Consider the following 25,233-nt stretch of genomic DNA (forward strand, 5'->3'; position numbering starts at 1 on the left):
TCGTGTCCTTGGCTTGACACCATTACCGAAAAAGATGCCGAGCGGCCGCCGTTCGCACGCTCTGGCTTAACGCTTCCAGCGATGCAGAACGGATATTCCAACGGTGCCAGTACAGTAGAATATCGATAGGATTTCCGGCTTGAAATGGTACTAATTCGCCTTTTTCCGTATGCGATGATGCCATATGTTCTGGGATCATCCCCCACCCTAGCCCTCTGAAAATGGCACCGACAAAGGCCGCCGTTGAAGGAACGAATTGCTGTGGCGGTTCGATCGCGGTTGGAACCAGCGATGCTATAAATAAGGATTGTAATCTGTCCTTATTGTTAAATATCAGAAGCGGCGCTTTTTGCAAACTGTCCGCATTGATGCCATCCGCAAAGTACGTCTCGTGAAAAATCGGTGAGCAATACGCGCGGTAACGCATCGTTCCTAAATACTCTACGCCACAGCCCTGAATCGGTTCCGAGCTGGCGCTGACCGCTGCCATGACCCGACCTTCACGTAGCAAGGTTGCAGAATGTTCCTGATCCTCAACGAGAATGTCGAGCAAAATATTGGATTGATGACAGGCATCTTCCATCGCATCCAGAAACCATCCGTCTATTGAATCCGCATTCACAGCCACTGAAATACTCGGTCTGACAGGCATTTCAAGCGTGCTGAAAAGCTCGCTCTCCAACATATCTATCTGTTCTGCGTGCCGAAGTAACGCTTGCCCCGTCGGCGTTGCTCGACAGGGGTTACCCCTTATGATCAGTACCTGACCAAGCTGATCTTCTAACTGCTTGATACGCTGGCTGATGGCAGACGGCGTAACGTGGAGTTTACGAGCTGCAATTTCAAAACTGCCGCTACGGACAATCTCCATGAACGCTCTCAGACAGGGGTAATTCAGGTGCATGGTTATTTTTTCTTAATAATATCAGGATGATTTAATTTGCCTTAATTAAAGGCTCGATACAACTTTCGCGAAGTGGCGAGGTATCAGGGGGGATGTGGAGCAAAAATCACGGAAGGATTAAAGATGTCACCCAGCAACCTCATGGTCACCGGGTGACGCCGTCACTTTTTACTTTAACAGCGCACGGGGTGACACGTGCTGCTGTTCCAAACGAAAATGCTCTATCGCCTGCGCTAACGACATGGACTGATCTTCCAGCGAACTGGCAGCAGCTGACATCTGCTGTACCAGTGCGGAGTTTTGCTGCGTCACACCATCCATTTCATTAACGGCAATCGTGACCTGACTAATGCCCTTCGCCTGCTCATCCGATGCCGTGACAATCTCACCGATGATACTTTGTACCGAGCTGACGGCGTGTGTCATATCCTGCATGGTTTTACCGGCATCGTTCACCAGTTTAACGCCGCTTTCAACGCGCTGGCTGGATTCCTCAATCAGTGCGGCAATCTCTTTCACCGCACTGGCGCTGCGCTGGGCAAGACTACGAACTTCCGATGCCACGACAGCGAATCCTCTTCCCTGCTCACCCGCTCGTGCCGCTTCTACCGCGGCGTTCAGCGCCAGAATATTGGTCTGGAAAGCGATGCTGTTAATCATGGTGGTAATATCGCCAATCTTCTTCGCACTCTCATCAATCTGCGACATCGTCTGAACCACCTGACTGACCAGCGATTCACCGCGCTGAGCAATCTTCGTGGCATTCTCTGTCAGCGTCGTGGCCTGATGAGCATTGTTGGCATTGTGTTTCACCGTTGCGGTGATCTCTTCCATACTCGCTGCGGTTTGTTCCAACGCAGCAGCCTGCTGTTCCGTACGCGATGCAAGGTTGAGGTTGCCGCTGGCAATTTCCGCTGCGCCTTGTCGCACGGAATCACTGGCATCTTTGATCTGTCCGACCACCTGACGCAGCTGTGACTGCATCGTATTCAGTGCGAAGAACAGACTACTACGATCGTTGGGTTGCACGTCAATCACATTACTCAGTCGACCTTCCGCAACAGCCAGCGCGATGGTGGCTGCCTCACGTGGTTCACCACCCAGTGGCTTAAGCACTTTACGGCTGAATACCCAGCCCAGCAGCGCGCTCACCAGCAGGATACTGATCACCATCATGATGACGGCATTCATTAACTGACGTTCAGAAGCGGCCATCACTTGGCTCACTGGCGCAACAATCCCCAGATACCATTTCTCCGTGCTGTTGCCGATGGTGACTGGTTGCCAGGTAATCAACGCTTGTTCACCCAGAATGGCATCGTCGTGTTGTACCACTGCGGACGTGAAATTGTCCGTCGGCCCTTGCCAGGCTTTGCTTGTCTGAGATTTATCAGGATAAGAGATGACTTTACTCGCACTGGATAGCAGCATCGCGTAACCGCCACCTTCCCAAGGCTTAATCCGGTTAATTTTTTCCTGTAATGACGCAAGCGAAATGTCTGAAGTCACGACGCCCCACAGTTTACCCTGACTGACAATCGGTGCGGCGACTGACGTCAGCAGCGTTGGAACGCCATTGTAAGCATAAGAGTAGGGTTCGATGAGCGTATCTTTCTGGCTCTTTTGTGGCAACAGGTAGTAATCGCCCTGGCCGGGAGTCAGGAAGGACTGCAGAGGGTGCATCTTGTAGTTGCCTGCCTGATCGCGATCGACAAACCAGGCGTAGCGGCCTTTAGGTGCCTGGCCGGGCTGTTCGGCAAACTCGGCATCCCGACCGTCAAACACATTCTCTTCAAAGATGACTGAAATCGAGAGATATTCTGGGTTATCCCGCAGGGCATATTCCGTCATTTTATCGACCACGGCGCGGTCTTTAATGCCTGCTGCGGGCAACGCAACCAGCCCTTGTCCAAGGTTATGCGCCACATCCCGGGCGTAGTTGAGTTCCTGTTGAATTCTTAATGCTTCGCTTTGGGCTATTTGCTGTAAATAGCGTTCGGCCAGAGATTTTTGTTCACGACTAGACTGCCAGCTGAGCACACCAATAGTGACAGCGAAACCGAGTGCGATGGTTAATGCGCCAGTTAGCAGGACTTGAGCGCGGGTACTCATTGTTTTTTTTTGTATTAATTGTTTGGCCATTATGGCTCCCCTAGAGTTGATACTTAGCGTAATCAACATTCCGTTGCAATGAGCTCCTACTATTTGTTTATCGGCGTCTTTTTTTTGAACTTTAGCGGCGCAGAGGTGAGCAAGAAAGGAGTTGGGGGCCAGTGGTCGTTGGGGGGCGCTTGTCCTATTTCATTGGGTTAATGGCGATCTGATGAAGGGTTCGGTTCCAGACTTTTATGCATGTTAAAACCGGTTACCTGAAACCCTTGTTTTTCATATAACGTCTTAGCAACCGGATTATGTGCAGCCACTCTCAGCCCGATTTCGCCAATACCTAACGCGGTGAGCGCGATATCCAACGCAGCAAGCGAGGCCTTACCGAAACCACGGCCCCGCCACGCGGGCAGAAGGCAAAAATCAGAGACCCAGGCGGCGTTTTCTTTCAAAACGACCCACAAGTAGCCGATGATGCCGTCTGCGTTATCTGCGGAATGAATGCACCATAACTTATTAGCTGCGGTGTGAACGCCCTGCGGTAACGCAATATCGATCGATTGCGTGGCGATCGCCCTCGCCTTTTCTGCGTCATATCCCCGGGATTCCTGTAGATCCTGCGCATATTCAAGAATAAAAAACTGGCGATATTCGGGGTAATCCCCCTCAGCCATATCCGTTAAATTTACCATTGTGTTTATTTTTCCAAATCCGAGTGATGGTCAGCCTCGCTGACTGTGATGCATCACACCATTTATTATCAATGTAATCAATAGCGTGGAAGACACTACGCAGTTCCGGTGACACGAAACGGAACCGCACAGAAACGTCAGGATGGGGTTTCAGATGCCGTTTTGGCCGCACGTTCACGGGCGGAAGACGAACAGATAAAGGCAAGAATCACCATGACAAGCACCGGCAGCATGGCGATGCGTAACCCTGCAACCTCGCCAAGGAAGCCCAACGCAGGCGGGCCGACGAGAAAAGCAAAGTAGCCCAACGTTGCGGCAATCGTGACGCGAACGGCACTGTTTTCTCCGCTTCCTGCGGCGGAAATGGTGAGCGGGAAGCCCAGCGAGGCGCCAATACCCCAGAAAATAACCGCAGCGGCGGCCAGCAGTGGATCATTAGAGAAAATGACCAACGTCAGCCCAAGTGCGGCGGAAGCGGCGCTGAAACGGAGTACATTAACCTTGCCAAAGCGATCGACAAAATATCCTCCGGCAAAACGGCCCAGCGTCATACCAGCAGTGAATCCGACATAAACCAGCGTCCCCGACGTGTGACCAAAGTTGTGGCCATCGATCATCAATAACGGTAGCCAGTCGTTGGCAGAACCTTCTGCAAGCGCCATCGCAAGAATAACCACGCCGAGAATCAACAGGCGGCTGTCTTTGAGCTCGTTGAAGACCTGCGTCTTGTAGTCGCCCTTTTCTTCTTGCTCAGAACGGGCCAGATCGCTCAGCCACGGCATTTGGCGCATCAGCAACATTGCAGTGAGTATCGACAGTGTTACGGCCACCACAAAATGCAGCGTAGTATTGATACCAAACGCCGTCATCGCCATCCCAGTCAGCGCGCCGACCAGCGTTCCGAGACTAAAAAAACCGTGCAGCGTAGTCATCAGGCTTTTATTCAGGTGCTGTTCAAACGCCGCGCCTTCAATGTTGATAGCGATATCAACCAAGCCGACTCCCGCGCCGAAAATCAACAATCCCATAAAAGCGCTGGGCGTACTTTGAATCGAAAGCGACGCAGCAAGCATAAGTAGCCCAAGCAGAAGCAACAGGAATCCACCGGCCATGGTTTTACGAATGCCGAGAACGTTAATGACTTTTCCTGCACCCAATACGCCGAGCATGGAACCACATGAAAAACCAAATAGAATCATGCCCATCGTTTCCGTTGAGGCATTCAGAACGTCACGCATAACGGGGGTTCGAGTCACCCAAGTTGCCCACGTAAAACCGGGAATGAACATCAGCCCGAACAGGGAAAATTTATTGATAACGGGTTTTGTGATCATGGTTCTCGTCGTCTTTATTTAAACCAATTCGTACATATGTACGAATAACTATCGCACGAATATGCACCACTTTGCACCTGTTTCACTACGTTCTTTTTTAATGGGAGATGGCTGACACGATCGTGTCAGGCAGAATCAAGAGGTCAGTTTGATTACCGTATTGAGAATATCTTCTCGGCTGACGGCTTCATTATTGAGATAGTTATGAATCGTATATCCTTCAATCATCGCATCCAATGAGCACGCGGTTGCGATACTGAAATGGAGGTGAAGCGATGTTCTGCTGCGCGTCATCCACTCCTGCAATATCAGCCGATACTCTTCTTTCCGCGATGCCAGCGCGTACAGTTCAAAACTTAATGTAAGGTGACGCGGCGTTGCCCAGATGTCTCCACAGATCAGGTCAACTACCGCTTCGCGCGCGCTGTCGATATCCTTTGCCTGCTTGAGGCGAACACGGAATGCGTGTGAGATCCCATCGACCATATAGATGAACGCGCTGCTCAACAGCAATTCAATACTGCTGTAGCGATAGGTTAGCGTCCCCGGCGACAATCCAGCCTGCTGCGCTATTTTTCGGTAGGTTGCCCCTCTCACGCCGTGATCCAGTATGACTTCCAGCGCGGCCTCAAGAATTCTGCTTTGTGTATCTTTGCCATCATGCGTTGCATCGTGTGATGGTGACATCATCTTGTTTCCCCTTGGCTGGCAATCCTGACTGTCGTAACATTTATAATAAAAAAAGCCGCCAGTGAGTGCGATCCCACTGGCGGCTTATGGTAAACGAAAAGCGACTTAGCCTCTCAATTTACTGTGATATTCGCCTTTCAAAGTATTGATTTCAGCTAACACCGCTTTGGCTTCGCTCAGTTTACCGGCATCCGCCAGAGCCTGTGCGCTGTCCACTTTTTGCAAAATCTTATCTAGACCTTCCACATAGGCTTTTCTGTCTGGGCCATCGGCAGGCTGTTTGGCAAAATCAGGCGGCACCTGCGTTTTAGCATGCTCAACGTGCTCACGGAATGTGCTCAGCGCGGTTTTCAGCGCAGCGGCATCATCCGCTTTAGTGGCGGCGGTATAACTTTTCTGCATACCGCGCATATCTTCCGACGTGGTGGCATTTGCCAAAACAGGGGTCAGCAAACTACCAGCCAACAGCACAGAAAAACAGATCTTGGTCATTTTATTCATCTTGAACTCTCGCTTGTGTTCCACAGCACGACATACTCAGAGAATCTGACCACCACAAACCGGCCAGCCCAATATTGCTCTTGTTATATTGCGTCCTACGCCATAGCCCGCATCATGCAGCAATGACTATGCTAATTTTATGGTTATTATCGTAAAGATGTTAAATTATTTTTAATCGTTTCGTTGTTTTTAATTGTATAAATGTAAAAAAAGCTTACCAGCACGACGCCGGTAAGCCTTTTTATCAACATCAGTTTTATCGGTAAAGCGTGGAACAGCCTTAGTTCAGCGGCTTGTCCTTAATTCAACTGCTGTCCTTAATTCAACTGATAGGCCAGCGTAATCTCGGCCTTGAGCACTTTTGACACGGGGCAGCCCGCTTTCGCTTTTTGGATGATGCTATCGAACGTAGCTTCATCAATACCCGGCAGTTTCACCGTGCTGTGCAGCGCGATTTTGGTGATGGCGAACCCGCCATCGACTTTATCCAGCGCCACATCCGCCGTGGTATCGATCGACTCAGGTTTATGCCCTTCTTCGCCTAACATCAGCGAGAGCGCCATAGAGAAACAGGCCGCATGCGCTGCGCCAATGAGTTCTTCCGGATTCGTGCCGGGTTTGCCCTCAAAACGGGTATTGAAGCCGTAAGGTTGCTGTTGCAGTGCACCGCTTTCCGTTGAGACGGTGCCTTTTCCCTGTTTGATATCCCCTTCCCAATGCGCTTGTCCTTTCTTATGAATGGTCATGCTGTCTCCTCTTCATCGTTATATACCCGTCATACTTCAAGTTGAATGCGCGAAATAATGTTGTCACCCTTTAAACCGTAGAACACATTCTGAATAAATCCAAATCGATTATTCACGCATATAATTATTTCACTCTATAGAAATAAACCCAGTGATATATTCAATGCTTTACTATTTTAAGATAAAACCGATTTACCTATTTATACAAAACCCCTATTATCAATAGGCCAAAAAATGGATTTCCGTTTTGGTTTTTTATTTTACCACTCACCTATGTTATTAATCTTGAATCATATTGGATGTGAAACATGAATAAAATAACCTCATTAGCCTTGTCTGCATTATGCGTTATTCCTCTGATTAACACCGCCCACGCCCAGTGGGAACTGGACGACATCTGTTACGGCTACGCCACTGCGACGGGTTCTGGCTATCAGGGCGGTGCCCTTTTACTGGATCCGATCCCGCAGAACATGGAGATCACGGCGTTAAACCGAAACCAGCTGGATTATCGCGGCGTGAAGGCGTCGCTGGCTGGGGCCTACCTGAAAGTGAATGGACCAAAAGGCAGTACGGTGGTGTATGTCACCGACCTCTATCCTGAAGGTGGTGATTGTGCGCTGGATTTATCGTTTAACGCTTTTGAGAAAATAGGCGATCTGCGAGATGGGAAAATTAATATCGACTGGACGCTAATCGAAGCGCCGGTAAAGGGCAACGTTATTTATCGTATAAAGGAAGGTTCAAATCCTTATTGGGCTGCGGTGCAATTCAGGAACGTAAAATATCCCGTTATTGAAATGAAATATATGCGCAATAACCAATGGATTGCTGCACAGAAAACCGATTATAACCACTTTATTGTTGAGCACGTTGGAATGAACGATATTCCCATTGAATTTACCGACGTAAAAGGCAATGTTCTAAGTGATACACTGCCGCCGATGTCACAAAGCACCTCATCCGCTTACCTGATCACGGGTAACGTCCAGCTTTAATTCTCACTGCCTTGAGGGAGGCTGACATCGCTCAGCATCCCTCGTTTCTGTAAATCACGCCTGAAAGAGAAGGCATCATTTTTATCAGTGTTTTCATCATATTATCTGGACGTCATCTGCTGCACGTGCGTACACTTCTCATTTCCCACTTTTTCTATTGCTCAAATATTTGTTAGTTTTATCACTTCTTTAAGCGTTTGATTCGCCATCATTCGCACTACAGTATACCCTGTCGCAGATTACACTCTATTTTCTGCTTTAGGCATCATTACAAAAGGTCTCTTTTGCGTGGCAAAATTATTTTTACGTAGTGGAAGTTTGGATGATTTTCTGGCGCTGGGTGAGAACGGGCAGCCAGTTTACGCATCAGCACTTCAATTGCGCGAAACGTTACGTCTCAGAAAACAGCAGCAGATTGCCGATTGCCTGGCGATTCCCCAACCCAACGAGCATGGCGACCGCATTGACTGGTATTCGCCGGTTGACGGTAAAGTCACCTCCTGGATTGCCGCAAGCGAAGAAGAACGAGAAAAGGCGCTGGCGTTACTGGAAACTTATCAAGCTGCTGTTGCCGACATCAGCCAACGTGCGCAAAATGCAGAAAAAGCCGGGCAGAAACTTTTCGGTGTCCTGCTGGCAAAAGCGATACAGTTCCCTGGAGCGAACCACGTCTATCTGGTTGATGGTAAACCGGTCTTAACGTTCTGGGGCTTCGTCAATCTCGATAAGAAATCCCGTCTTGATGCATTGGACTGCCTGCGACCGCTCATCAAGGAAACGGAACCGCTTTTTGTTGCACCCACCCCCGCAGCAAGCGCCCCAACATTACCGCTGGTTGAACCCGTTCCCGAGCCAGAACCCGAACCACAGCCTGTCAGCGCATCCGAACCAACGCCTGCGCCTGTCGCCGCTGCGGCAGTGCCTGCTCGCTCGCCGTTCTTCCGCCTGTGGTGGCTATTACCTGCCGCCGCACTATTAGCGATTTTGTCACTGCAAATACGTGGCTGCGTGTCAGGACAAGACGACAAGCCAACATCCGATTTAGCCGCGACGGTCAAGCCAGAAAAACGTGCCCTGCCTTCTTCTACTCCGGCTGAATCTGCGCCACCGCAAGAAAGCACACCTGTTCCACCTGCCGCAGAAAAAGAAGTCGTGAAAGCCGCTGAGCCACCAATCGCTACGGTACCTGTAGCAGATGCGGCCAAACCGGAAGCGCCTGCGGTCACGGAACCGAAAGAACCTGCTGCACCGGCAGTTGAGCCCGTTGTGGAGCAAGTGCCAGCGATTCCTGCAGGCAAAGATGATTTAGTCATGCCAGCCGACGCGGTGAAAATTGGCTCCATCAAGTTCCTGAACGGCAACTGGCGCGTCATCGTTGATAGCAAAGCCCCGATTACTGGCAGACCGCCTAGCCTGCGTTACCAGATTCAAAATGGAAAAGGTACCGCGCGCATCACTCATGGTGACGGTGTCACGTGTCGCGCCAATATTGAGGCAGGATTAATGAGTTCCGGCAATCTGATCATCAACAGTCGTTCCGGTGCCCGCTGCTCTGATAATTCTCGTTTCCAAATGCCTGAACTGGTCTGTAAGCAAGGCGCGTCTGGCACCGCTGCGGAGTGTATTGGTCGTTATGACGAAGACACTGTTTTCCCGATGACGATAAAGCGCGAGAGTAAATAATCATGCTGGCGACGATTACCGATTATAAACAACGCATTACGTTGATTCAGGACAGCGGAATTCAGTTTCTGGATTTTGCTTTAAAGCCGCAATTTTCGGCTGAACAACCTAACCGCTATGTACGTAAAAGTGCTAACGGCCCCCTGCTGCACCTGCTGTACGATGAACAGTCGGATAAGTTCCTGCTGCCTTCTGCAACGGGTATGCCGCCTGAAGTCGTGAAGCCTGAGTTAAGCGTTTCGCTTGAGCAATCGCTGAAGCTGCTGGAGAACATCTGGCTGCCGTTACCCTTCTTCCGCTTTAATCCGCCGCGCACCTTCATGGGCGGGCCAGATAACTGGGCGCGGATGCAGATTCTTGCATTGGATAAGCCCGATCAGGACGGCAATACGCACCGCATTTGTCTGGCATTCGATACCAAAACCTACCCAGAAGGCCACGAATTCGAGTCGCTGGCACCTAATGCCAATGACATCAAAACTGGCGGGAACTTCGCACTGGCTTACCACAGCGATGAGCTGGGTGAATTCCTTGACGAAACCTGGGTCGACGGTTGGCTGCGCGAAGTTTTTGCCCAACAGGTCAAAAAACAGGAAAACCGTGACAGCCATGATGTGAAAGTGGCGCTCAGAGGCTTTGAGTATCAGGCACATTACCTGAATGTGTTGGATATGCTGGGTAACCAACTCGAAATACCAGAAATTCGCATCAATACCAGCACGTTGCAGGAACCCGCAGTCAACGTTGACCTGATTTTGGATGTCGGTAACTCGCACACCTGCGGCATTCTGGTTGAGGACCATGCGGACGAAAGCAACGGCCTGAAGCAGACCTATGAACTGCAGTTGCGCGATCTGAGTGAGCCACATTATCTGTACAACGAACTGTTTGAGAGCCGCGTTGAGTTCTCGCAGGCAAAATTCGGTAAAGACAACTTCTCCGTGGAAAGCGGTCGTGATGACGCGTTCATCTGGCCGTCAATCACCCGCGTCGGACGCGAAGCCAGCCACATGGCGCTGCTGCGTCAGGGAACGGAAGGATCGAGCGGTATTTCCAGCCCGCGCCGCTATCTGTGGGATGAAGAAAGCTATGCACCTGGCTGGCGTTTCAGCCAGACCGACGCCCATTCGCAGACTGAACCGTTAGCGACAGCCATGCCGTTGACCATCATGCTGAATGATGAAGGCCAGCCGCTCTATAACCAGCCGTTGGAAGAGCGCTTACCGGTGTTTTCACCGCATTACAGCCGCAGTTCGATCATGACATTCATGCTCTCCGAACTGCTGGCCCAAGCGCTGATGCAGATGAACAGCGCCGCTCAGCGGTTGAAGATGATCCACAGCAGCGCACCGCGCCAATTACGAAATATCATTCTGACGTTGCCTTCCGCGATGCCGAAACCCGAGCGTGAAATTTTCCGCCGCCGCATGCATGAAGCGATCGCGCTGGTCTGGAAAGCGATGGACTGGCACCCGATGGATGAGGATTTCACCACGCCAGCCGACAAGCAGCAGAGCCGAGTTCCGGTGCCTGACGTGCAAATCGAATGGGATGAAGCCACATGCGGACAGATGGTTTATCTGTATAACGAAGCGCAGGTGAACTTTGGTGGCCGTGCGGAAGATTTCTTCGCCAGCATGGCGCGCCCCGATAAAGAACTCGATGAAGGTGAACCCGCAGGTAAAACGCTGCGTATTGCCTCAATCGACATCGGCGGCGGCACCACCGACCTCGCCATTACGCAATATCTGCTCGATGACGGCGTCGGCAACAACGTTAAAATTATTCCGCGCCTGCTGTTCCGTGAAGGCTTTAAGGTCGCGGGCGACGATATCTTGCTGGATGTGATTCAGCTTTATATCCTCCCCGCGCTACAGACTGCGCTAAAAACCGCCGGAATGGCCAGCCCAGATGCGCTAATGGCGAAACTGTTTGGCAATGAAGGCCGTATGGACGCGCAGCTCACGCTGCGTCAACAGGTAACGTTGCAGGTCTTCATCCCGATTGGTCGCGCGATTCTGGAAGCCTATGAGCGCTTTGACCCGCTGGACACCAGCGCCGAGATCGAATCGACCTTCGGCGAATTGCTGGAACAGGCACCAACGGAAAAAGTGCTGGAATACATCAATACGGAAGTGCAGCGCGAGCTGCCAGTCAGCGACAAGGTCTTCGATATTTTGCAGGTGCCGCTGATTCTTAAACTGAGCAAGCTGCACGGCGAATTCCTGTCTAACAAGATGAACATCACGCAGAATCTGCGCCTGATGTCTGAAGTGGTGTCGCTGTATTCGTGCGATGTGCTGCTGCTGACGGGTCGCCCTTCGCGCTTCCCAGGGATTCAGGCGCTGTTCCGCCACCTGCAACCGCTGCCGATTAACCGGATGCTATCGCTGGATGGCTATCACACCAATGACTGGTATCCGTTTAACAAACGTGGGCGCATTGATAACCCGAAATCCACCGCTGCCGTCGGCGCGATGCTGTGCCTGCTGGCGCTCGATCTGCGCCTGCCGGGCTTTTACTTTAAGGTTGGTGATTTCCAACCTTATTCTACGGTGCGCTACCTCGGCATGATGGACAGCAGCAACGCGCTGACGCTGGATAACGTTTACTACAGCGATATCGATCTGGATGCGCCGGATTTCGAGCTTGATCCGAAACTCAGTTTCCAGGTGCGTGGTTCACTCTGCCTCGGCTTCCGCCAGTTGGACAACGAACGCTGGCCTGCGTCTTCGCTCTATATGCTCTCAATCGTCGATCAGGATTTAGCGCGTAAGGTCGTCGGCGACAGTAAGCTGCGCGTCCGGTTGGCCGTGACGAAAAGCGACGATCAAGACAGCCCCGAGCGCTTTGAGATTGCCGATGCTGTGCTGGAAGACGGCACGCGCGTTCCACCACATCATTTACGACTAAAATTGAACACATTATCCGCTAACGGCTCAGGTGCGACCCATTATTGGATCGATAGTGGGAGTGTATTTAAAAAATGAAACGATTAACGCCCAAACAGCTCTCTACCCGACTTCACGGCCAGCTACAGGACGTCACGCAAGGTGTTGAACAGGCCATCGACTGGGTTGACAGCACACGCCAGAACGCCCCGCGTCTGGATATCGAAGCTGACCGTCTGATCGTCAAACTGCGCCGTAATCACAATAAAGCACAGCACCTGTCCGACGTGGCGCAGAAAGACATTGCCATCGGCTTTTTTGGCCTGTCTCAGGCGGGAAAGTCCTACCTGATCACATCGCTGGCGGGCGGCGAAAACGGCAAGCTGGAAACATCGTTTGAGGGGCAACAGCTGGATTTTATCGATCATATTAATCCGTCCGACCGGGCAACCGCGCTCGTTACGCGGTTTAGCCGACAGTCGGGCGTGAAGAACAAATCGTTCCCCGTTCAGCTGCAACTGCTCAGCGAGTTGGATATCGGCAAGATCATGGCCAACGCGTTTTTAAACGATCTCAATCAAGAGACCACGTTTGAAGAGCTGGACGAGCGCCATATTGCCGAACACATTAAAACCCTGTTGATGCACCGTCAGCCAGAACCCGTTGAAGGGATGAACCGCGATGAAGTCGTCGAACTTTGGGACTATCTCGCGCGTCATGATGTCAAACGGCAAAAACAGCTGGAAGCCCACTTCTGGCCGGTTGCGATTGAATTAGCGCCTTATCTCACCGTTGACGATCGCGCCCAGCTCTTCTCCGTACTGTGGGGCGAGCTGAATTCGCTGACCACCGCCTATCGTCATTTCAGCCACACGCTGCAACATCTGGCCGGTACGCGCAAGCTGTTAGCACCGCTGCGGATACTGGTGGATGATGAGTTAAATCCGGCAGACGGTCTGATCGACGGTTCGGCGCTGGAACGCTTGCACAGTGCTGACGATCCCGGCGTGCTGGTGCGACCGGTTCAGAATGGCCGCGCGGGGAAAACGACGGAGCTTTCGCTGGCTGAGTTAACGATGCTGACGGCGGAGTTGCTTATCCCGCTGCATTTGCCGCCTAAAGAAGCGCTGTTCGAGCAGGTCGATGTGCTGGACTTCCCCGGTTTTGGTGAGATCCGCGAGACGCGGAACGAGCCACCAGCAAAACAGCAAAGCACACAGCATCCACTGGCACACACGCTATTGCGTGCGAAACGCGCCTATCTGCTGGAGCGCTATACCGATAATCAGGAAATGAACGTACTGATGGTATGCAGCGCCGCAGGCAATCGCGCCGACGTTAAAGTGGTTGGCAAAGCGCTGGATCACTGGGTTAAACAGACTCAAGGTGAAAATGCACAGGTTCGTAGCCACCGTAAACCGGGGCTGATTTGGGCGGTCACCCGCCACGATCGTCGTATTACGCACGGGCAAAACTATGATGCCGCGGTACAACGCTATGTGGGTAATCCGGGCGATGCATGGGGAACGATGCTGGCGATGGATAAACGCGGCGTAGCGCGGATGGCAACGTGGCTGGGCGCGGAAGTTCACCGGGATGTAAAACTGGGGCGCATCAGCGAACAGCTTAGCGAACTCCAACGTGAACTCAGCGATAACCTGCTGGGTAACTGGTATCTGCCCGTTGATGTTGACGATCCGGCAGAAAAACAGCGCATCGCAGAGACCTTGCTCAAATCGCTCCAGACCCGAACCGGTGTACACGGTGAACTGCTGGAACGGCTGCTGCCTTCGCGTGATGAGCTGCGCCGTCTGTATCTGCAGCAGAAAGGGGCAAGCTATGGCGGTTTCCACGCTGATGCCGAAGACCTCTCCGCCCCGTCCGCTCATAGCGATCCGTTTGGTGTCGGGATCGAAATCGATCTGTTTGCCGATGAACCGATCGCTATCGATCAACCTGCTCCGCCGATTTTGACGGTCGACCACAGCTATGAGGCGGACTACGCACACGGTGTTTATCGTTATTGGATTAACTATTTGCGTGGCCTGCCGGAAAATGCCCCGCTTCTCGATTTGCTGAACGTGCCGAAAGCGACGATCGAAATGCTGGTTGAAGAATTGATTACCGGCAGTATCCGCTTACGGATCGAAGAGGCGCTGGTCGATATGTTGGTCGACGGCGAGCAGTTGGGCATCAACCGCGAGAATAAGGCAGACCGTCAGGTTTCACGCGTGCTGACTATTCTCGGTGACTTCGTTGCCTGGCTCGGTTTCCAGCAGCTTGATGAATCCCTGCGCCCTGCCAGCCGTATCAATCGCGGTCATAAAATTTTCGCTAAACCCGAAAAACAGGCGGTCAGCTTTGGTGCTTCACAGCGCTTAACCAAGCTGTCGCTGACGCCGACCAACAATACGGCGTTTTATATCTATGACTGGCTGGTGGGTCTGAATGAGATGATTATTCAGAATGCGGGCTATTCCGCTGCACGAGAAGTCAGTGCGGAACAGCGTGAACAGCTAGGCACGATTCTGACGTTAATTAAGCCTGCTGAGAAATAATATTCAGTCTACCGCTGTCAATTCAGGAAACATGGCGTGACATTGTCACTACATTTTGCGCCATGTTTTCTTTTTTCTGCAATACCATCCCTCCGTATGTACTTCTCACCCTTACCCATTCCTCAAAATCTTATTTGACGAACGGTGGATTCAATCTATACCTAAGTTGATATCTTTCAATTAATAAGCGTTGATGTTCCTCTATCTGTTAGCCATTTCCACCACGTGGGAGTGGGTGACCTTAACAGGAGTGGTTATGACGATAGAAAAAGCGCGTGAGGAAGACGACATCTCGGTAGAGAATGATGAATATGAGCCTATTCTGCTGAAAATAAGGGCATTTTATCGAGAGCTGACAGCCGAGAGATTAACGGAGCTGAGTGATATCTATCATCAGGATATTCACTTCATCGACCCCGTTTCCAGCCATCATGGGTTGAGTGCTTTGCATCGCTACTTTTCTCATTCACTCGATAATCTGAGCTACTGTCAGTTCGAGATCGCCGATATCCATACCTTCCGCGGCGGTGCGACAATGTTCTGGACGATGCACTATGCGCATCCGTCGTTAAAGCGCAACGCGCCGCTGACATTAGCTGGCTGTAGCCACCTGCTCTTCGCCGACAACAAAGTTATCTATCACCGTGATTATTACGACATGGGCGCAATGCTTTATCAGCATGTTCCCCTGCTTGGCTCGCTCATCAGCCACCTGAAGTCGAGACTTCAGACATGAAACGCGTATTGATTACTGGGGCGAGTTCTGGAATCGGCCAGCAATTGGCGCTGGATTATGCCAGAGACGGCTGGGACGTCCTCGCCTGCGGGCGCGATGAACAACGGCTTAACGCATTAACTGCCGCCTTCCCAACCATTCGCACGATAGCATTTGATATGACGAATCTGGCAGATACACAGCAGGCGTTGGACGGCGTCACGGTCGATCTGGTGATTCTCAGTGCGGGAACCTGTGAGTATCTGGATAACGGCATCGTTGAAGCGGAAAAAGTCAGTCGGGTGCTGACAACCAACGTGATCGGCCCGGTGAATTGCCTGTCGGTGTTATTGCCACAGCTTGCCAACGGTAGCCATCTGGCGCTGGTTGGTTCGACCGCCAGCCTCGTTGCGCTGCCAAGAGCGGAAGCCTATGGCGCGTCAAAGGCAGCGCTGGCCTACTTCGCCCGCAGTCTGTCGCTGGATTTGCAGGCTCGCAATATCACCGTGTCCCTGATCTTACCCGGTTTTGTCGATACCCCGTTGACCGCACGTAATGACTTCCCGATGCCGATGCTAATTTCCGTATCACAAGCCTCAGCAACTATTCGCCGTGGTCTGGCAAAGAAAAAACGTGAGATCGCTTTTCCTCTGCGCTTTGCGCTGTTGCTCAACGCGATTTCAGTGCTCCCACAGTCATGGCAACGTCTGCTCGCCAGCCGGTTAGTAAGGTAAAACGTATGAAGATTGCCATTATTGGTAGCGGTATTGCTGGCTTAACCTGCGCGCTCAGATTATCCGATCGCTTTCAGGTGTCGGTGTTTGAGGCGAACGATTATCTGGGTGGTCACACGGCAACGATTGATGTCGTTCAGGATGGCGTCCCCTACGCCATCGATACGGGATTTATTGTCTACAACGAGCGGACCTATCCCCATTTTATTGCGCTGCTGGATGAGCTGGGGTTAACCGGTCAGCCGACAGAAATGAGCTTTTCGGTTAGCAATCCAGTTTCGGGTCTGGAATATAACGGCCATACGTTAAATACGCTATTCGCCCAGCGCGGCAACCTGATCCGCCCCAGTTTCTATCGTTTCGTTGCGGAGATTGTGCGCTTTAACCGCGTCTGCAAACGGTATCTTGCCAACGACGATTATCAGAGGCTGACGCTAAGCCATTTGTTGCAGCAGGAAAAATTCTCGCCGTTCTTTGCCCAGCACTATCTTTTGCCGATGGGCGCAGCAATCTGGTCGTCGTCGCTTGAGGATATGCGGCATTTTCCGCTGTCGCTTTTCCTGACCTTCTTCAACCATCACGGGTTACTGGATTTGGTCAATCGCCCGCAATGGATGGTGGTTCCCGGTGGTTCACGGGAGTACGTGCGGCGAATCGCAGAACGCATCCACGATCGGGCGACGATCCACATCCAGACGCCCGTCAGTCAGGTAACACGCGATGATGCAGGTGCTACGGTGCATACCACCGGGCAGACGTATCGGTTCGATCAGGTGATTTTCGCCTGCCACTCCGATCAGGCACTGGCGCTGCTGGAAACGAGTACGCCCGATGAGCAGCGTATCCTCGGCGGCATACGCTATCAGCCTAACCGCGTGGTTTTGCATACCGACACCCGACTTCTTCCCCATAATCAGCGAGCGTGGGCAAGCTGGAATTACCGTCTGCCGGTCGATCAGGCGTTTAGCCGCGTGCGGGCCTCCGTGACCTATAACATGAACATCCTGCAAGGTATTCGTTCATCCACCACCTTCTGTGTCTCGCTAAACCCCCAGCAGGATATTGACCCGAATAAAATACTGCACCACGCAATTTATCATCACCCCGTGTTTACTCAACAGACGACAGAGTACCAGCAGCAGCGTGAACGTATTAATGGGCACAACCGCAGTTGGTTTTGTGGTGCCTATTGGTACAACGGTTTTCATGAAGATGGTGTCAAAAGCGCGCTGGATGTCGTCAACCTCCTCCATCAGAGTGTGCAAGATGAATAGCGCCTTGTATGTTGGCAAGGTTCGCCACCGACGCTTCATGCCCGTCACACATCGTTTCGATTATGCGTTATTCATGACGTTAATCGATTTAGATGAGATCCCCGCCTTGCCGCATGTGGGGATTGCGCTGGAGCGCTTTTCCCCTGCGTCATTTTGTCGCGGCGATTACCTCGGTGGCGGCGACATCAAAACCAAAGCGCAGGATCGGATTGCGGAACTGACTGGGGAACGCCTCACGGGGAAGGTCTTGCTGCTGTGTCAGCTACGCTATCTGGGCTGTTATTTCAATCCGGTCAATTTCTATTATTTGTACGATGAGCATAACGAACTACGCTGGTTATTGGCAGAAGTGCGTAATACCCCCTGGAACGAACGTCATACCTATGCTGTCGTCCCCGATGGTTCTACGCCTGTTTCCAAAGCGTTTCATGTGTCGCCTTTTAACCCGATGGATATGGTGTATCACTGGCGACTCACGCCGCCCGACGCGCGTCTGAGGATCCAAATCGAGAATCACAGACAAGGACGCGAGTTTGATGCGACGCTGGTGCTGCATCGTCAGCCACTTACTCGCGCCACCCTGCGTGCTCAGCTTTGGTCTCTGCCGTTAATGACGATGAAAACCGCCTGCACCATATATTGGCAGGCTTTGAAACTGTGGATTAAACGCTCGCCCGTTTATCCTCATCCGCAGTCTGGAAAGAAGGACACCCCATGAGTTCAACGGAAACACAGTTGGTGCGTCACCCGAGCAATACCGCTCGCTATAATCGGGCCAGAAAAGTGGTGTTTCTTCTGCTTAGTCGAATAGGCGGCGGAGGGTTGCGCCTTCGCGAACCAGAAGGCAATGAAACGTTATTCGGGGATCAACACGCGACGCTGCAAGGTGAAATCACGATACATAACCACCGCGTTTATCGCCGTGTCTTGCTGGGGGGAAGTATCGCTGCCGGCGAAAGCTATATCGATGGTGATTGGAGCTCAACCAACCTCACGCTCGTTCTCCAGCTTTTGGCGCAAAATCAGGCGCTAATCGATACGCTTGAAACGCGTTTTGGCTGGTTGACGGGGCCATTTCACCGGTTTATCCACTGGTGCCGCCGTAACCGCCCACAGCAGGCGCAGAAAAATATCGCCGCTCACTACGATCTGGGCAACCATTTTTATCGCAGCTTTCTCGATAGCGAGATGCTCTACTCTAGTGCCTGGTATCAGCAACCCGAAATGACGTTGGAAGACGCACAGCGCGCCAAGTTGCGCCGTCTCTGCAAACAGTTGGCGCTCTGTGAAACGGATCATTTACTGGAAATTGGCACCGGCTGGGGGGGATTAGCCGAACTGGCCGCGCGTGAATATGGCTGTCACGTCACCACGACCACGTTGTCACAACAGCAGTATGACTACGCGGTTGAGCGCATTCAGCAAGCAGGCCTGAGCCATAAAGTGACCGTGCTGTTACAGGATTACCGCGCGTTGACCGGTCAGTATGACAAGCTGGTGTCGGTCGAAATGATCGAAGCCGTCGGAAAAGCCTATTTACCCACCTTCTTCAAACGCTGCCAGCAATTGCTGCGTCCACAAGGCCGCATGGTGCTTCAGGCGATCACGATTGCCGACCAGCGTTACAGCCACTACTGCCGCAATGTCGATTTTATCCAACGCTACATTTTTCCCGGCGGTTTTCTGCCCTCAATTACCGCGATGACGACCACCATGACGCGGCATACCGATTTTATCACCCGCGATCTGTTTGATATCGGTCAGGACTATGCCCGCACCCTCAGCGAATGGCGGCAGCGCTTTTATCAGCAGTGGCATATGCTGAATGCTCAGGGTTTTGATGAACCTTTCCAGCGCCTGTGGGTGTTTTACCTTTGCTATTGTGAAGCGGGTTTTCGCGCACGCACCATCAGCACGGTACAGCTCACCGCAGAAAGGCCATGAGCAAAAAGCATCGCAACTGAACCTTTACACTCAACCCCTAAGAGGCAAAAGACAATGAAACTGAAGGCACTTATCCTGACAGGCGTGTTCTTTTCCTGTTCCACCTTCGCGGCAAGCACCACGGTGACGCTGAATGAAGCGCTGCCAACGGGCACAGGTGGAAGTATCGGTGAGGTATCCATTACGGAAACGCCGTACGGCCTGCTTTTCACGTCGAGTCTGAAAGGACTGAAAGCGGGTATTCACGGGTTCCACGTGCATGAAAATGCCAGCTGTGAACCCGCAGAACAAGACGGCAAACCAGTTCCTGCCTTGGCGGCGGGAGGCCACCTCGATCCGAAAAAAACCGGTAAACACCTTGGCCCTTATAACGATCAGGGGCATTTGGGCGACCTGCCCGGTCTGGTCGTGAATGCGGACGGCACGTCAACTTATCCACTGTTGGCTCCACGGATAAAATCGCTGTCTGAGGTAAAAAATCATGCGTTGATGGTTCACGTCGACGGGGATAACTATGCTGACACACCAGCAAAACTGGGCGGTGGCGGAGCCAGGATGGCGTGCGGTGTGATTAAGTAAGGCGTAACGTTCGAGACGTGCGATGCCATATCGTTTGCGACATGGCATCGCACATTAATAATTAACAACTGTGGTTAGCGGATAGCACGCTTTAATATACGGTTAGCGCTGTTCAGGAAATCATCGGCAACCTTATTCACTTCTCCGTTACCGTAATCCAGTTTTTGCAGACTGCTCGTCCACAGTTGAACCAGTTCCTGATTTTCCATAAACGGTGAAACAGGCACCTTAGACGCAGGTTGCTCCGCGGCCGCCCGATAGGCATTCGCTAACAGATTACCGGGGTTAATCACGCCGATATCTTCCAGCAATTTTTGCGCTTTCGGGTTAGCAGGCATCCCATTTTGCAATCCTAATGCCTTCACGCCCTCCGGGTTACTCAGCATGAAACTCATCAGCATCGCCGCTTCCTTAGGATGCTTGCTGTTCTTGCTGATGGCAAACAGCGAAGACGGTTTGGTGGTCAGCCCAGAATCTTTAGCATTGGGCATGGTGAGGAACGGCCCCGTTTCCAACACGGCATCCTTTGGCATATTGCTGGAGTAGGTATAGATAGCAGAATCCCATAAATACATCCCAGCTAATTCGCCGTTAATCCAAGGGCGAATTTCATAGACGTTAGTGCGGCCGAACGAGGAGAAATAGCGCTGATCGGGTATCACATGGGAATCAACCAGCTTTTTATAAAAACCGAAGAGTTCCCGTACTTGATCGCGGCTATAGGCAATGCTCTGCTTCTTCTCATCGATCATATCAATGCCATATTTTTGTGCTAGGTAACTACGGCCGAGCGTCAGAATATCCAGCACATCGCTTGAACCTTGAGCAACGCCAAGCGGGTAATAATTGTCGCCCAGTTTTTGTTTAAACACCGGGCCGGCGGCAAACAGCTCATCCCAGGTTTGCGGATAGGCGACACCTGCTTTATCCCAGGTGGTTTTGTTGTAAATCATGCTACGGGACGTCATAGAAATCGGGAGACCTTGCAGCTTCCCTTTTACGTCCGCCGTTTTCAGGGCATTAGGCGAAAAATCTCCCAGCCCCAGAATGTCTTTTTGCTTATTCAAATCATAAAAGCCGTCGCCGTTGCGGGAAAACTGCGGCAGCCAGTTCCAGTCGATACGAATGACATCAGGCTCTTGTCCCCCAGCCATCTGCGTTGACAAGCGGGAAAGGTAGCCGTCCCAGCCAGCATATTCGGCTTTGACGGTAATCGTCGGGTTGGCTTTTTGGAACGCGTTAATAGCAGCGAGTGTCGCCTCATGCCGCTGGTTGCCACCCCACCAGGAGATCCGGATCTCGGCGGCATCAGCAGAGTGAGAGAATGCCGCGCCCACGGGAAGCGCAGCACAGAGCAGGAGTAGGTGAGATAATTTGTTCCGTGTTTTCGCCATAATAGAACCCTTATAATAGTATTCGGTGGTTTCCACCTGCTGCCCTTTTAGGGGCAAACAGGTACTACGGATGCGGAAGCGTTTGCTGCCTGAAATGGCAGGTACTCTGATTAATTCCCTCTTTTCAGGTTAACGGCCAGTTCGCTTATTTTCACTGGCAGTTCGGTGCGTAATGATCGATTGGCAGCGATGCCAGTTAAAATAGACATTGCCCCATCACGATAATCTGCTGCGCGATGTAATGGATCGGGTTCCGGTGTACCAAACAGATCGTTTAACATGACCTGATCGCCGCCGCCGTGTCCGCCCGCTTTAAATTCAACCGGTACGACATAAGGCTCGTCGAACATCGGATAGATCTTTATTTCACATTCATTCAGCGCACCTTCATCCTCTTTTTGTCCGCCTCCGTTTACATAAGATTTTTCTACCAGTTTCATTTCTAACCGGCCCTTGCTGCCATTAAACACCACGTTCAGCCCTTCCCAGGGCAAATAGGCATTTAATGAGTACGTCATGATGGCTTTGCTCTTATAGCGCACCATCACACCCAACACATCTTCAATATTAATCCCGTCATCGAACACGCTTTTATCACGGTAATAGCCATCTTCATGTTCGGCATCTAAATATAAGGCGGTCAGCTGTTCGCTTTTATTCATATGCAGTGCAAACGGATCGTTTTCTGCCGCCTCGCTATTATGTGACCGGGAATAAAATTCTGTGACACCGCGCGCTTCCGCATTCGCTTTACCGTAAAAACGTAAATCGCCCTGCGCATAGACCGTTTCCGGTTCGCTATTCAGCCAGAAATTCACCAGATCAAAATGGTGTGTGGATTTGTGTACCAACAGCCCGCCGCTATTGCGTTTGTCACGGTGCCAGCGACGGAAATAATCCGCCCCGTGCTCGGTATTCAGCAGCCACTCAAAGTGAACAGAATAGACTTCACCAATCACGCCAGCGGCAATTAATTCACGGACTTTGCTGTGATGCGGTGCGTAGCGGTAATTAAAGGTCACGCGTAATTTACGGCCGGTACGATTAATTGCATCAATAATCGCCTGACATTTTTCTTCATCAATCGTCATCGGCTTTTCACTGATGACATCACAGCCTAATTCCATTGCCCGGATAATATAGTGATGATGCGTCCGATCCAGAGACGTCACAATAACCACATCCGGCTTGGTTTCCGCGATCATCTGCTCGAACTGTTCGGCGCGGTACGTCGGCACATTATCGTGTCCATATTTATGGACAATCTGGTTGGCGTAATTCATTCGCGTCTGGTTTGTATCGCAAAAAGCCACAAACTGCCCCTGATCCTGATAATCCCTGGCGATCGACTCCAGATAAAGGCCCGCGCGGCCTCCCGTTCCCACTACGGCATATTTTTTTTTCATTCTGCGCATTTCCTCCAAATAACGTAGGACACATAGCTATTCGTACATAAAAACAGGACGCTAAAACGTTCACCGGATTGACTGGCACATATCGATTAAGCGGCTGGTAGAGTGATTTGGACTATGACAAGCCATACCCACACGCTTATGCCTTTGCCATAAAAAAATAGAACATCCCAACATCGTTCACCTTCATATTATTGCCATGCGATGGTGTTATCTGGCAGTAGGATGAAGATTGGCATGCTCCAGTTCTCATAAATACAAATCAATCGTTTATCATATTAATGATTGATTTTATTGATAATGTTAGACGAGTCAAATCTTCATACCTCACGTTGGGTGTGCATTGCCTCTCTTAAGGGTTCGTACGTCGATGGGATTCGTTCTAACGTGGTACCGATCGTCACATTCAAACTTTATTTTCAATCCGTCTGAGGATGCCGGATAATCGGCACGTCACTCATGAGAGAAGCAAGAAAGCGATAAGCGCGTAAGGAATCACTATGCAGACTTTTTTTCAGGACACTATGGCAACTCCGCTCGGGGAGTTATTGATTATTGCGGATGAAAATAATCATTTGCGTGCCGTCGAGTGGCGCGAGTATGAAGACGATTTATTTCGCTCACTCAATCGCAGTTATCGAAATGATCCCTTTTCGTTACAATCGCGTCATAATCCCGGTGGTCTGACAGACGGCCTGCAACGCTATTTTGATGGTGAATTAGCGATTATTGATACGCTGCCCGTCGCTTCCGTAGGGACCGAATTTCAACAGCAGGTCTGGCGGGAATTACGTCGAATCCCCTGCGGAGAAATTACCACATACGGCGAACTTGCAACGCTACTGGGGCGCACTGGCGCAGCGCGTGCGGTCGGTATGGCAAACGGCTCCAACCCTGTCAGCATCGTGGTTCCCTGCCATCGTGTCATCGGTACTGGCGGTGCGCTGACGGGCTATGCGGGTGGCATTCACCGTAAGCAGTGGCTGCTCGCTCACGAAGGTTATTTACCTAAACAGCTCTTTACTTCAACAGAATAGTTTACCGTTATAATTTTTGCGCTTCGCGACACACGAAATTGCCCTCCGAATTGCTGATCATCGTGAGCGATTCGGATTAATCAACGTGTTAACCGTTCAGTAACGTAATGGACGAAAATATTATCTCCGCACAGGTCTTATATATCGAAATATTTCCCAGAAAAATCGAAAAATTATAGTTAGTTCACTATTTATTGGTCTATTCCGGTGATTACCGGTCTTATCAGAGCCGATAAAAGCTGTTAAAATTGACCAATATCAATTATTGCCTGAGCAAAGCCTATGATCCCGGAAAAGCGAATTATCCGACGCATCCAGTCTGGCGGTTGTGCAATCCACTGTCAGGATTGCAGTATCAGTCAGCTATGCATCCCTTTCACCCTGAATGAACACGAGCTCGATCAGCTCGACAACATCATTGAAAGGAAGAAGCCTATCCAGAAGGGGCAGGCGCTGTTTAAGGCTGGCGATGAACTGAGATCGCTCTACGCCATCCGCTCCGGGACGATAAAAAGCTATACCATCACGGAACAAGGCGACGAGCAGATCACTGGTTTTCATCTGGCGGGTGACTTGGTGGGCTTTGATGCTATCGGTACGGCTCAACATCCGAGCTTTGCGCAGGCGCTGGAAACGTCAATGGTCTGCGAAATTCCTTTCGAGACGCTGGACGATCTCTCCGGGAAAATGCCTAACCTGCGTCAGCAGATGATGCGCCTGATGAGCGGTGAAATCCGTGGCGATCAGGACATGATTCTGCTGCTGTCGAAGAAGAACGCTGAAGAGCGTCTGGCAGCGTTTGTCTACAACCTTTCCCGTCGTTTCGCTCAGCGTGGCTTCTCGCCGCGTGAGTTCCGTCTGACCATGACGCGCGGTGATATCGGCAACTATCTGGGGCTAACCGTTGAAACCATCAGCCGTCTACTGGGGCGTTTCCAGAAAAGCGGTACGCTGGCGGTAAAAGGAAAATACATCACGATCGAGAATATTGATGCGCTTTCCGAATTAGCCGGTTCCTCGCGAAAATAATCTTTCCAGCCT

Annotated in this window: 21 protein-coding genes; 12 read left to right on the forward strand and 9 right to left on the reverse strand. The window is 51.3% G+C overall.

From position 1 onward, the window contains the following. Positions 1–22 precede the first annotated feature (22 nt). The 7 genes from EIP93_RS11525 to EIP93_RS11555 form a co-directional block, all read right to left on the reverse strand. Complete coding sequence (locus EIP93_RS11525; RefSeq protein WP_125232724.1) at positions 23–904, reverse strand: HTH-type transcriptional regulator ArgP; 882 nt, start codon at positions 902–904, stop codon at positions 23–25. Between the two features lie 168 nt (positions 905–1,072). After that, positions 1,073–3,046, reverse strand: a complete 1,974-nt coding sequence (locus EIP93_RS11530; RefSeq protein WP_125232725.1) for a methyl-accepting chemotaxis protein — start codon at positions 3,044–3,046, stop codon at positions 1,073–1,075. A 167-nt stretch (positions 3,047–3,213) separates the two neighbouring features. Beyond that, positions 3,214–3,702, reverse strand: coding sequence for a GNAT family N-acetyltransferase (locus tag EIP93_RS11535; RefSeq protein ID WP_103972082.1), 489 nt, complete (start codon positions 3,700–3,702; stop codon positions 3,214–3,216). A gap of 137 nt (positions 3,703–3,839) precedes the next feature. Continuing rightward, on the reverse strand, positions 3,840–5,036 hold the full coding sequence (locus EIP93_RS11540; RefSeq protein WP_107332881.1) for an MFS transporter: 1,197 nt from the start codon (positions 5,034–5,036) through the stop codon (positions 3,840–3,842). Positions 5,037–5,171: 135 nt separating this feature from the next. Beyond that, positions 5,172–5,726 carry a TetR/AcrR family transcriptional regulator gene (locus EIP93_RS11545; protein WP_103860673.1) on the reverse strand — a complete coding sequence of 185 codons (555 nt, stop codon included), beginning with the start codon at positions 5,724–5,726 and terminating at the stop codon, positions 5,172–5,174. Positions 5,727–5,831: 105 nt separating this feature from the next. Beyond that, a complete protein-coding gene (locus tag EIP93_RS11550; protein WP_226376081.1) occupies positions 5,832–6,218 on the reverse strand; it encodes a cytochrome b562 in 387 nt (128 codons plus the stop codon). 326 nt (positions 6,219–6,544) lie between these two features. Further along, complete coding sequence (locus EIP93_RS11555; protein WP_010295994.1) at positions 6,545–6,973, reverse strand: OsmC family protein; 429 nt, start codon at positions 6,971–6,973, stop codon at positions 6,545–6,547. 308 nt (positions 6,974–7,281) lie between these two features. Here EIP93_RS11555 and EIP93_RS11560 point away from each other — a divergent pair, with 308 nt between their 5' ends. From EIP93_RS11560 to sodC, 10 genes are all read left to right on the forward strand, one after another. After that, positions 7,282–7,971, forward strand: coding sequence for an expansin EXLX1 family cellulose-binding protein (locus EIP93_RS11560; RefSeq protein ID WP_103860671.1), 690 nt, complete (start codon positions 7,282–7,284; stop codon positions 7,969–7,971). 288 nt (positions 7,972–8,259) lie between these two features. Then, positions 8,260–9,654: an SrfA family protein gene (locus EIP93_RS11565; RefSeq protein WP_107332880.1), complete on the forward strand. Its 1,395-nt coding sequence runs from the start codon at positions 8,260–8,262 to the stop codon at positions 9,652–9,654. A 2-nt stretch (positions 9,655–9,656) separates the two neighbouring features. Continuing rightward, positions 9,657–12,644, forward strand: a complete 2,988-nt coding sequence (locus EIP93_RS11570; RefSeq protein WP_103940308.1) for a virulence factor SrfB — start codon at positions 9,657–9,659, stop codon at positions 12,642–12,644. Beyond that, a complete protein-coding gene (locus tag EIP93_RS11575) occupies positions 12,641–15,103 on the forward strand; it encodes a putative virulence factor (RefSeq protein WP_109225202.1) in 2,463 nt (820 codons plus the stop codon). The genes EIP93_RS11570 and EIP93_RS11575 overlap by 4 nt, the downstream gene beginning before the upstream one ends. A gap of 256 nt (positions 15,104–15,359) precedes the next feature. After that, a complete protein-coding gene (locus EIP93_RS11580; protein WP_044204443.1) occupies positions 15,360–15,839 on the forward strand; it encodes a nuclear transport factor 2 family protein in 480 nt (159 codons plus the stop codon). After that, complete coding sequence (locus tag EIP93_RS11585; RefSeq protein ID WP_105879616.1) at positions 15,836–16,552, forward strand: SDR family NAD(P)-dependent oxidoreductase; 717 nt, start codon at positions 15,836–15,838, stop codon at positions 16,550–16,552. Before EIP93_RS11580 ends, EIP93_RS11585 begins: the two co-directional genes overlap by 4 nt. Before the next feature lie 5 nt (positions 16,553–16,557). Further along, positions 16,558–17,826 carry an NAD(P)/FAD-dependent oxidoreductase gene (locus EIP93_RS11590; protein ID WP_125232726.1) on the forward strand — a complete coding sequence of 423 codons (1,269 nt, stop codon included), beginning with the start codon at positions 16,558–16,560 and terminating at the stop codon, positions 17,824–17,826. Then, positions 17,819–18,544, forward strand: a complete 726-nt coding sequence (locus tag EIP93_RS11595) for a DUF1365 domain-containing protein (RefSeq protein WP_119158678.1) — start codon at positions 17,819–17,821, stop codon at positions 18,542–18,544. Before EIP93_RS11590 ends, EIP93_RS11595 begins: the two co-directional genes overlap by 8 nt. Then, a complete protein-coding gene (locus EIP93_RS11600) occupies positions 18,541–19,770 on the forward strand; it encodes an SAM-dependent methyltransferase (protein WP_125232727.1) in 1,230 nt (409 codons plus the stop codon). The genes EIP93_RS11595 and EIP93_RS11600 overlap by 4 nt, the downstream gene beginning before the upstream one ends. A gap of 54 nt (positions 19,771–19,824) precedes the next feature. Further along, a complete protein-coding gene (gene sodC / locus EIP93_RS11605; protein ID WP_103940303.1) occupies positions 19,825–20,349 on the forward strand; it encodes a superoxide dismutase family protein in 525 nt (174 codons plus the stop codon). Between the two features lie 74 nt (positions 20,350–20,423). Here sodC and EIP93_RS11610 read toward each other — a convergent pair whose 3' ends face one another. Beyond that, positions 20,424–21,743, reverse strand: coding sequence for an ABC transporter substrate-binding protein (locus tag EIP93_RS11610; RefSeq protein WP_103972071.1), 1,320 nt, complete (start codon positions 21,741–21,743; stop codon positions 20,424–20,426). Between the two features lie 110 nt (positions 21,744–21,853). Continuing rightward, positions 21,854–23,149, reverse strand: a complete 1,296-nt coding sequence (locus tag EIP93_RS11615; protein ID WP_116362119.1) for a Gfo/Idh/MocA family oxidoreductase — start codon at positions 23,147–23,149, stop codon at positions 21,854–21,856. Between the two features lie 506 nt (positions 23,150–23,655). Here EIP93_RS11615 and ogt point away from each other — a divergent pair. Both ogt and fnr read left to right on the forward strand, forming a co-directional pair. Then, positions 23,656–24,192, forward strand: a complete 537-nt coding sequence (ogt, locus tag EIP93_RS11620) for a methylated-DNA--[protein]-cysteine S-methyltransferase (RefSeq protein ID WP_125232728.1) — start codon at positions 23,656–23,658, stop codon at positions 24,190–24,192. A gap of 282 nt (positions 24,193–24,474) precedes the next feature. Beyond that, positions 24,475–25,221 (forward strand): fumarate/nitrate reduction transcriptional regulator Fnr, encoded by a 747-nt coding sequence (gene fnr / locus EIP93_RS11625; protein ID WP_005968491.1) that lies wholly within the window; start codon positions 24,475–24,477, stop codon positions 25,219–25,221. Positions 25,222–25,233 lie beyond the last annotated feature (12 nt).

Origin of the sequence: Pectobacterium versatile (assembly GCF_003932035.1) — a bacterium.
Lineage (GTDB): Bacteria > Pseudomonadota > Gammaproteobacteria > Enterobacterales > Enterobacteriaceae > Pectobacterium > Pectobacterium versatile.

Bases quoted from the DNA above. Each gene is read 5' to 3' on its own strand.
- EIP93_RS11585 (WP_105879616.1), top strand. From the start codon at position 15,836: ATGAAACGCGTATTGATTACTGGGGCGAGTTCTGGAATCGGCCAGCAA.
- sodC (WP_103940303.1), top strand. From the start codon at position 19,825: ATGAAACTGAAGGCACTTATCCTGACAGGCGTGTTCTTTTCCTGTTCC.
- ogt (WP_125232728.1), top strand. From the start codon at position 23,656: ATGCAGACTTTTTTTCAGGACACTATGGCAACTCCGCTCGGGGAGTTA.
- EIP93_RS11545 (WP_103860673.1), bottom strand. From the start codon at position 5,726: ATGATGTCACCATCACACGATGCAACGCATGATGGCAAAGATACACAA.
- EIP93_RS11550 (WP_226376081.1), bottom strand. From the start codon at position 6,218: ATGACCAAGATCTGTTTTTCTGTGCTGTTGGCTGGTAGTTTGCTGACC.
- EIP93_RS11600 (WP_125232727.1), top strand. From the start codon at position 18,541: ATGAGTTCAACGGAAACACAGTTGGTGCGTCACCCGAGCAATACCGCT.
- EIP93_RS11590 (WP_125232726.1), top strand. From the start codon at position 16,558: ATGAAGATTGCCATTATTGGTAGCGGTATTGCTGGCTTAACCTGCGCG.
- EIP93_RS11570 (WP_103940308.1), top strand. From the start codon at position 9,657: ATGCTGGCGACGATTACCGATTATAAACAACGCATTACGTTGATTCAG.
- EIP93_RS11560 (WP_103860671.1), top strand. From the start codon at position 7,282: ATGAATAAAATAACCTCATTAGCCTTGTCTGCATTATGCGTTATTCCT.
- fnr (WP_005968491.1), top strand. From the start codon at position 24,475: ATGATCCCGGAAAAGCGAATTATCCGACGCATCCAGTCTGGCGGTTGT.
- EIP93_RS11610 (WP_103972071.1), bottom strand. From the start codon at position 21,743: ATGGCGAAAACACGGAACAAATTATCTCACCTACTCCTGCTCTGTGCT.
- EIP93_RS11535 (WP_103972082.1), bottom strand. From the start codon at position 3,702: ATGGTAAATTTAACGGATATGGCTGAGGGGGATTACCCCGAATATCGC.
- EIP93_RS11575 (WP_109225202.1), top strand. From the start codon at position 12,641: ATGAAACGATTAACGCCCAAACAGCTCTCTACCCGACTTCACGGCCAG.
- EIP93_RS11525 (WP_125232724.1), bottom strand. From the start codon at position 904: ATGCACCTGAATTACCCCTGTCTGAGAGCGTTCATGGAGATTGTCCGT.
- EIP93_RS11555 (WP_010295994.1), bottom strand. From the start codon at position 6,973: ATGACCATTCATAAGAAAGGACAAGCGCATTGGGAAGGGGATATCAAA.
- EIP93_RS11530 (WP_125232725.1), bottom strand. From the start codon at position 3,046: ATGGCCAAACAATTAATACAAAAAAAAACAATGAGTACCCGCGCTCAA.
- EIP93_RS11595 (WP_119158678.1), top strand. From the start codon at position 17,819: ATGAATAGCGCCTTGTATGTTGGCAAGGTTCGCCACCGACGCTTCATG.
- EIP93_RS11540 (WP_107332881.1), bottom strand. From the start codon at position 5,036: ATGATCACAAAACCCGTTATCAATAAATTTTCCCTGTTCGGGCTGATG.
- EIP93_RS11615 (WP_116362119.1), bottom strand. From the start codon at position 23,149: ATGAAAAAAAAATATGCCGTAGTGGGAACGGGAGGCCGCGCGGGCCTT.
- EIP93_RS11580 (WP_044204443.1), top strand. From the start codon at position 15,360: ATGACGATAGAAAAAGCGCGTGAGGAAGACGACATCTCGGTAGAGAAT.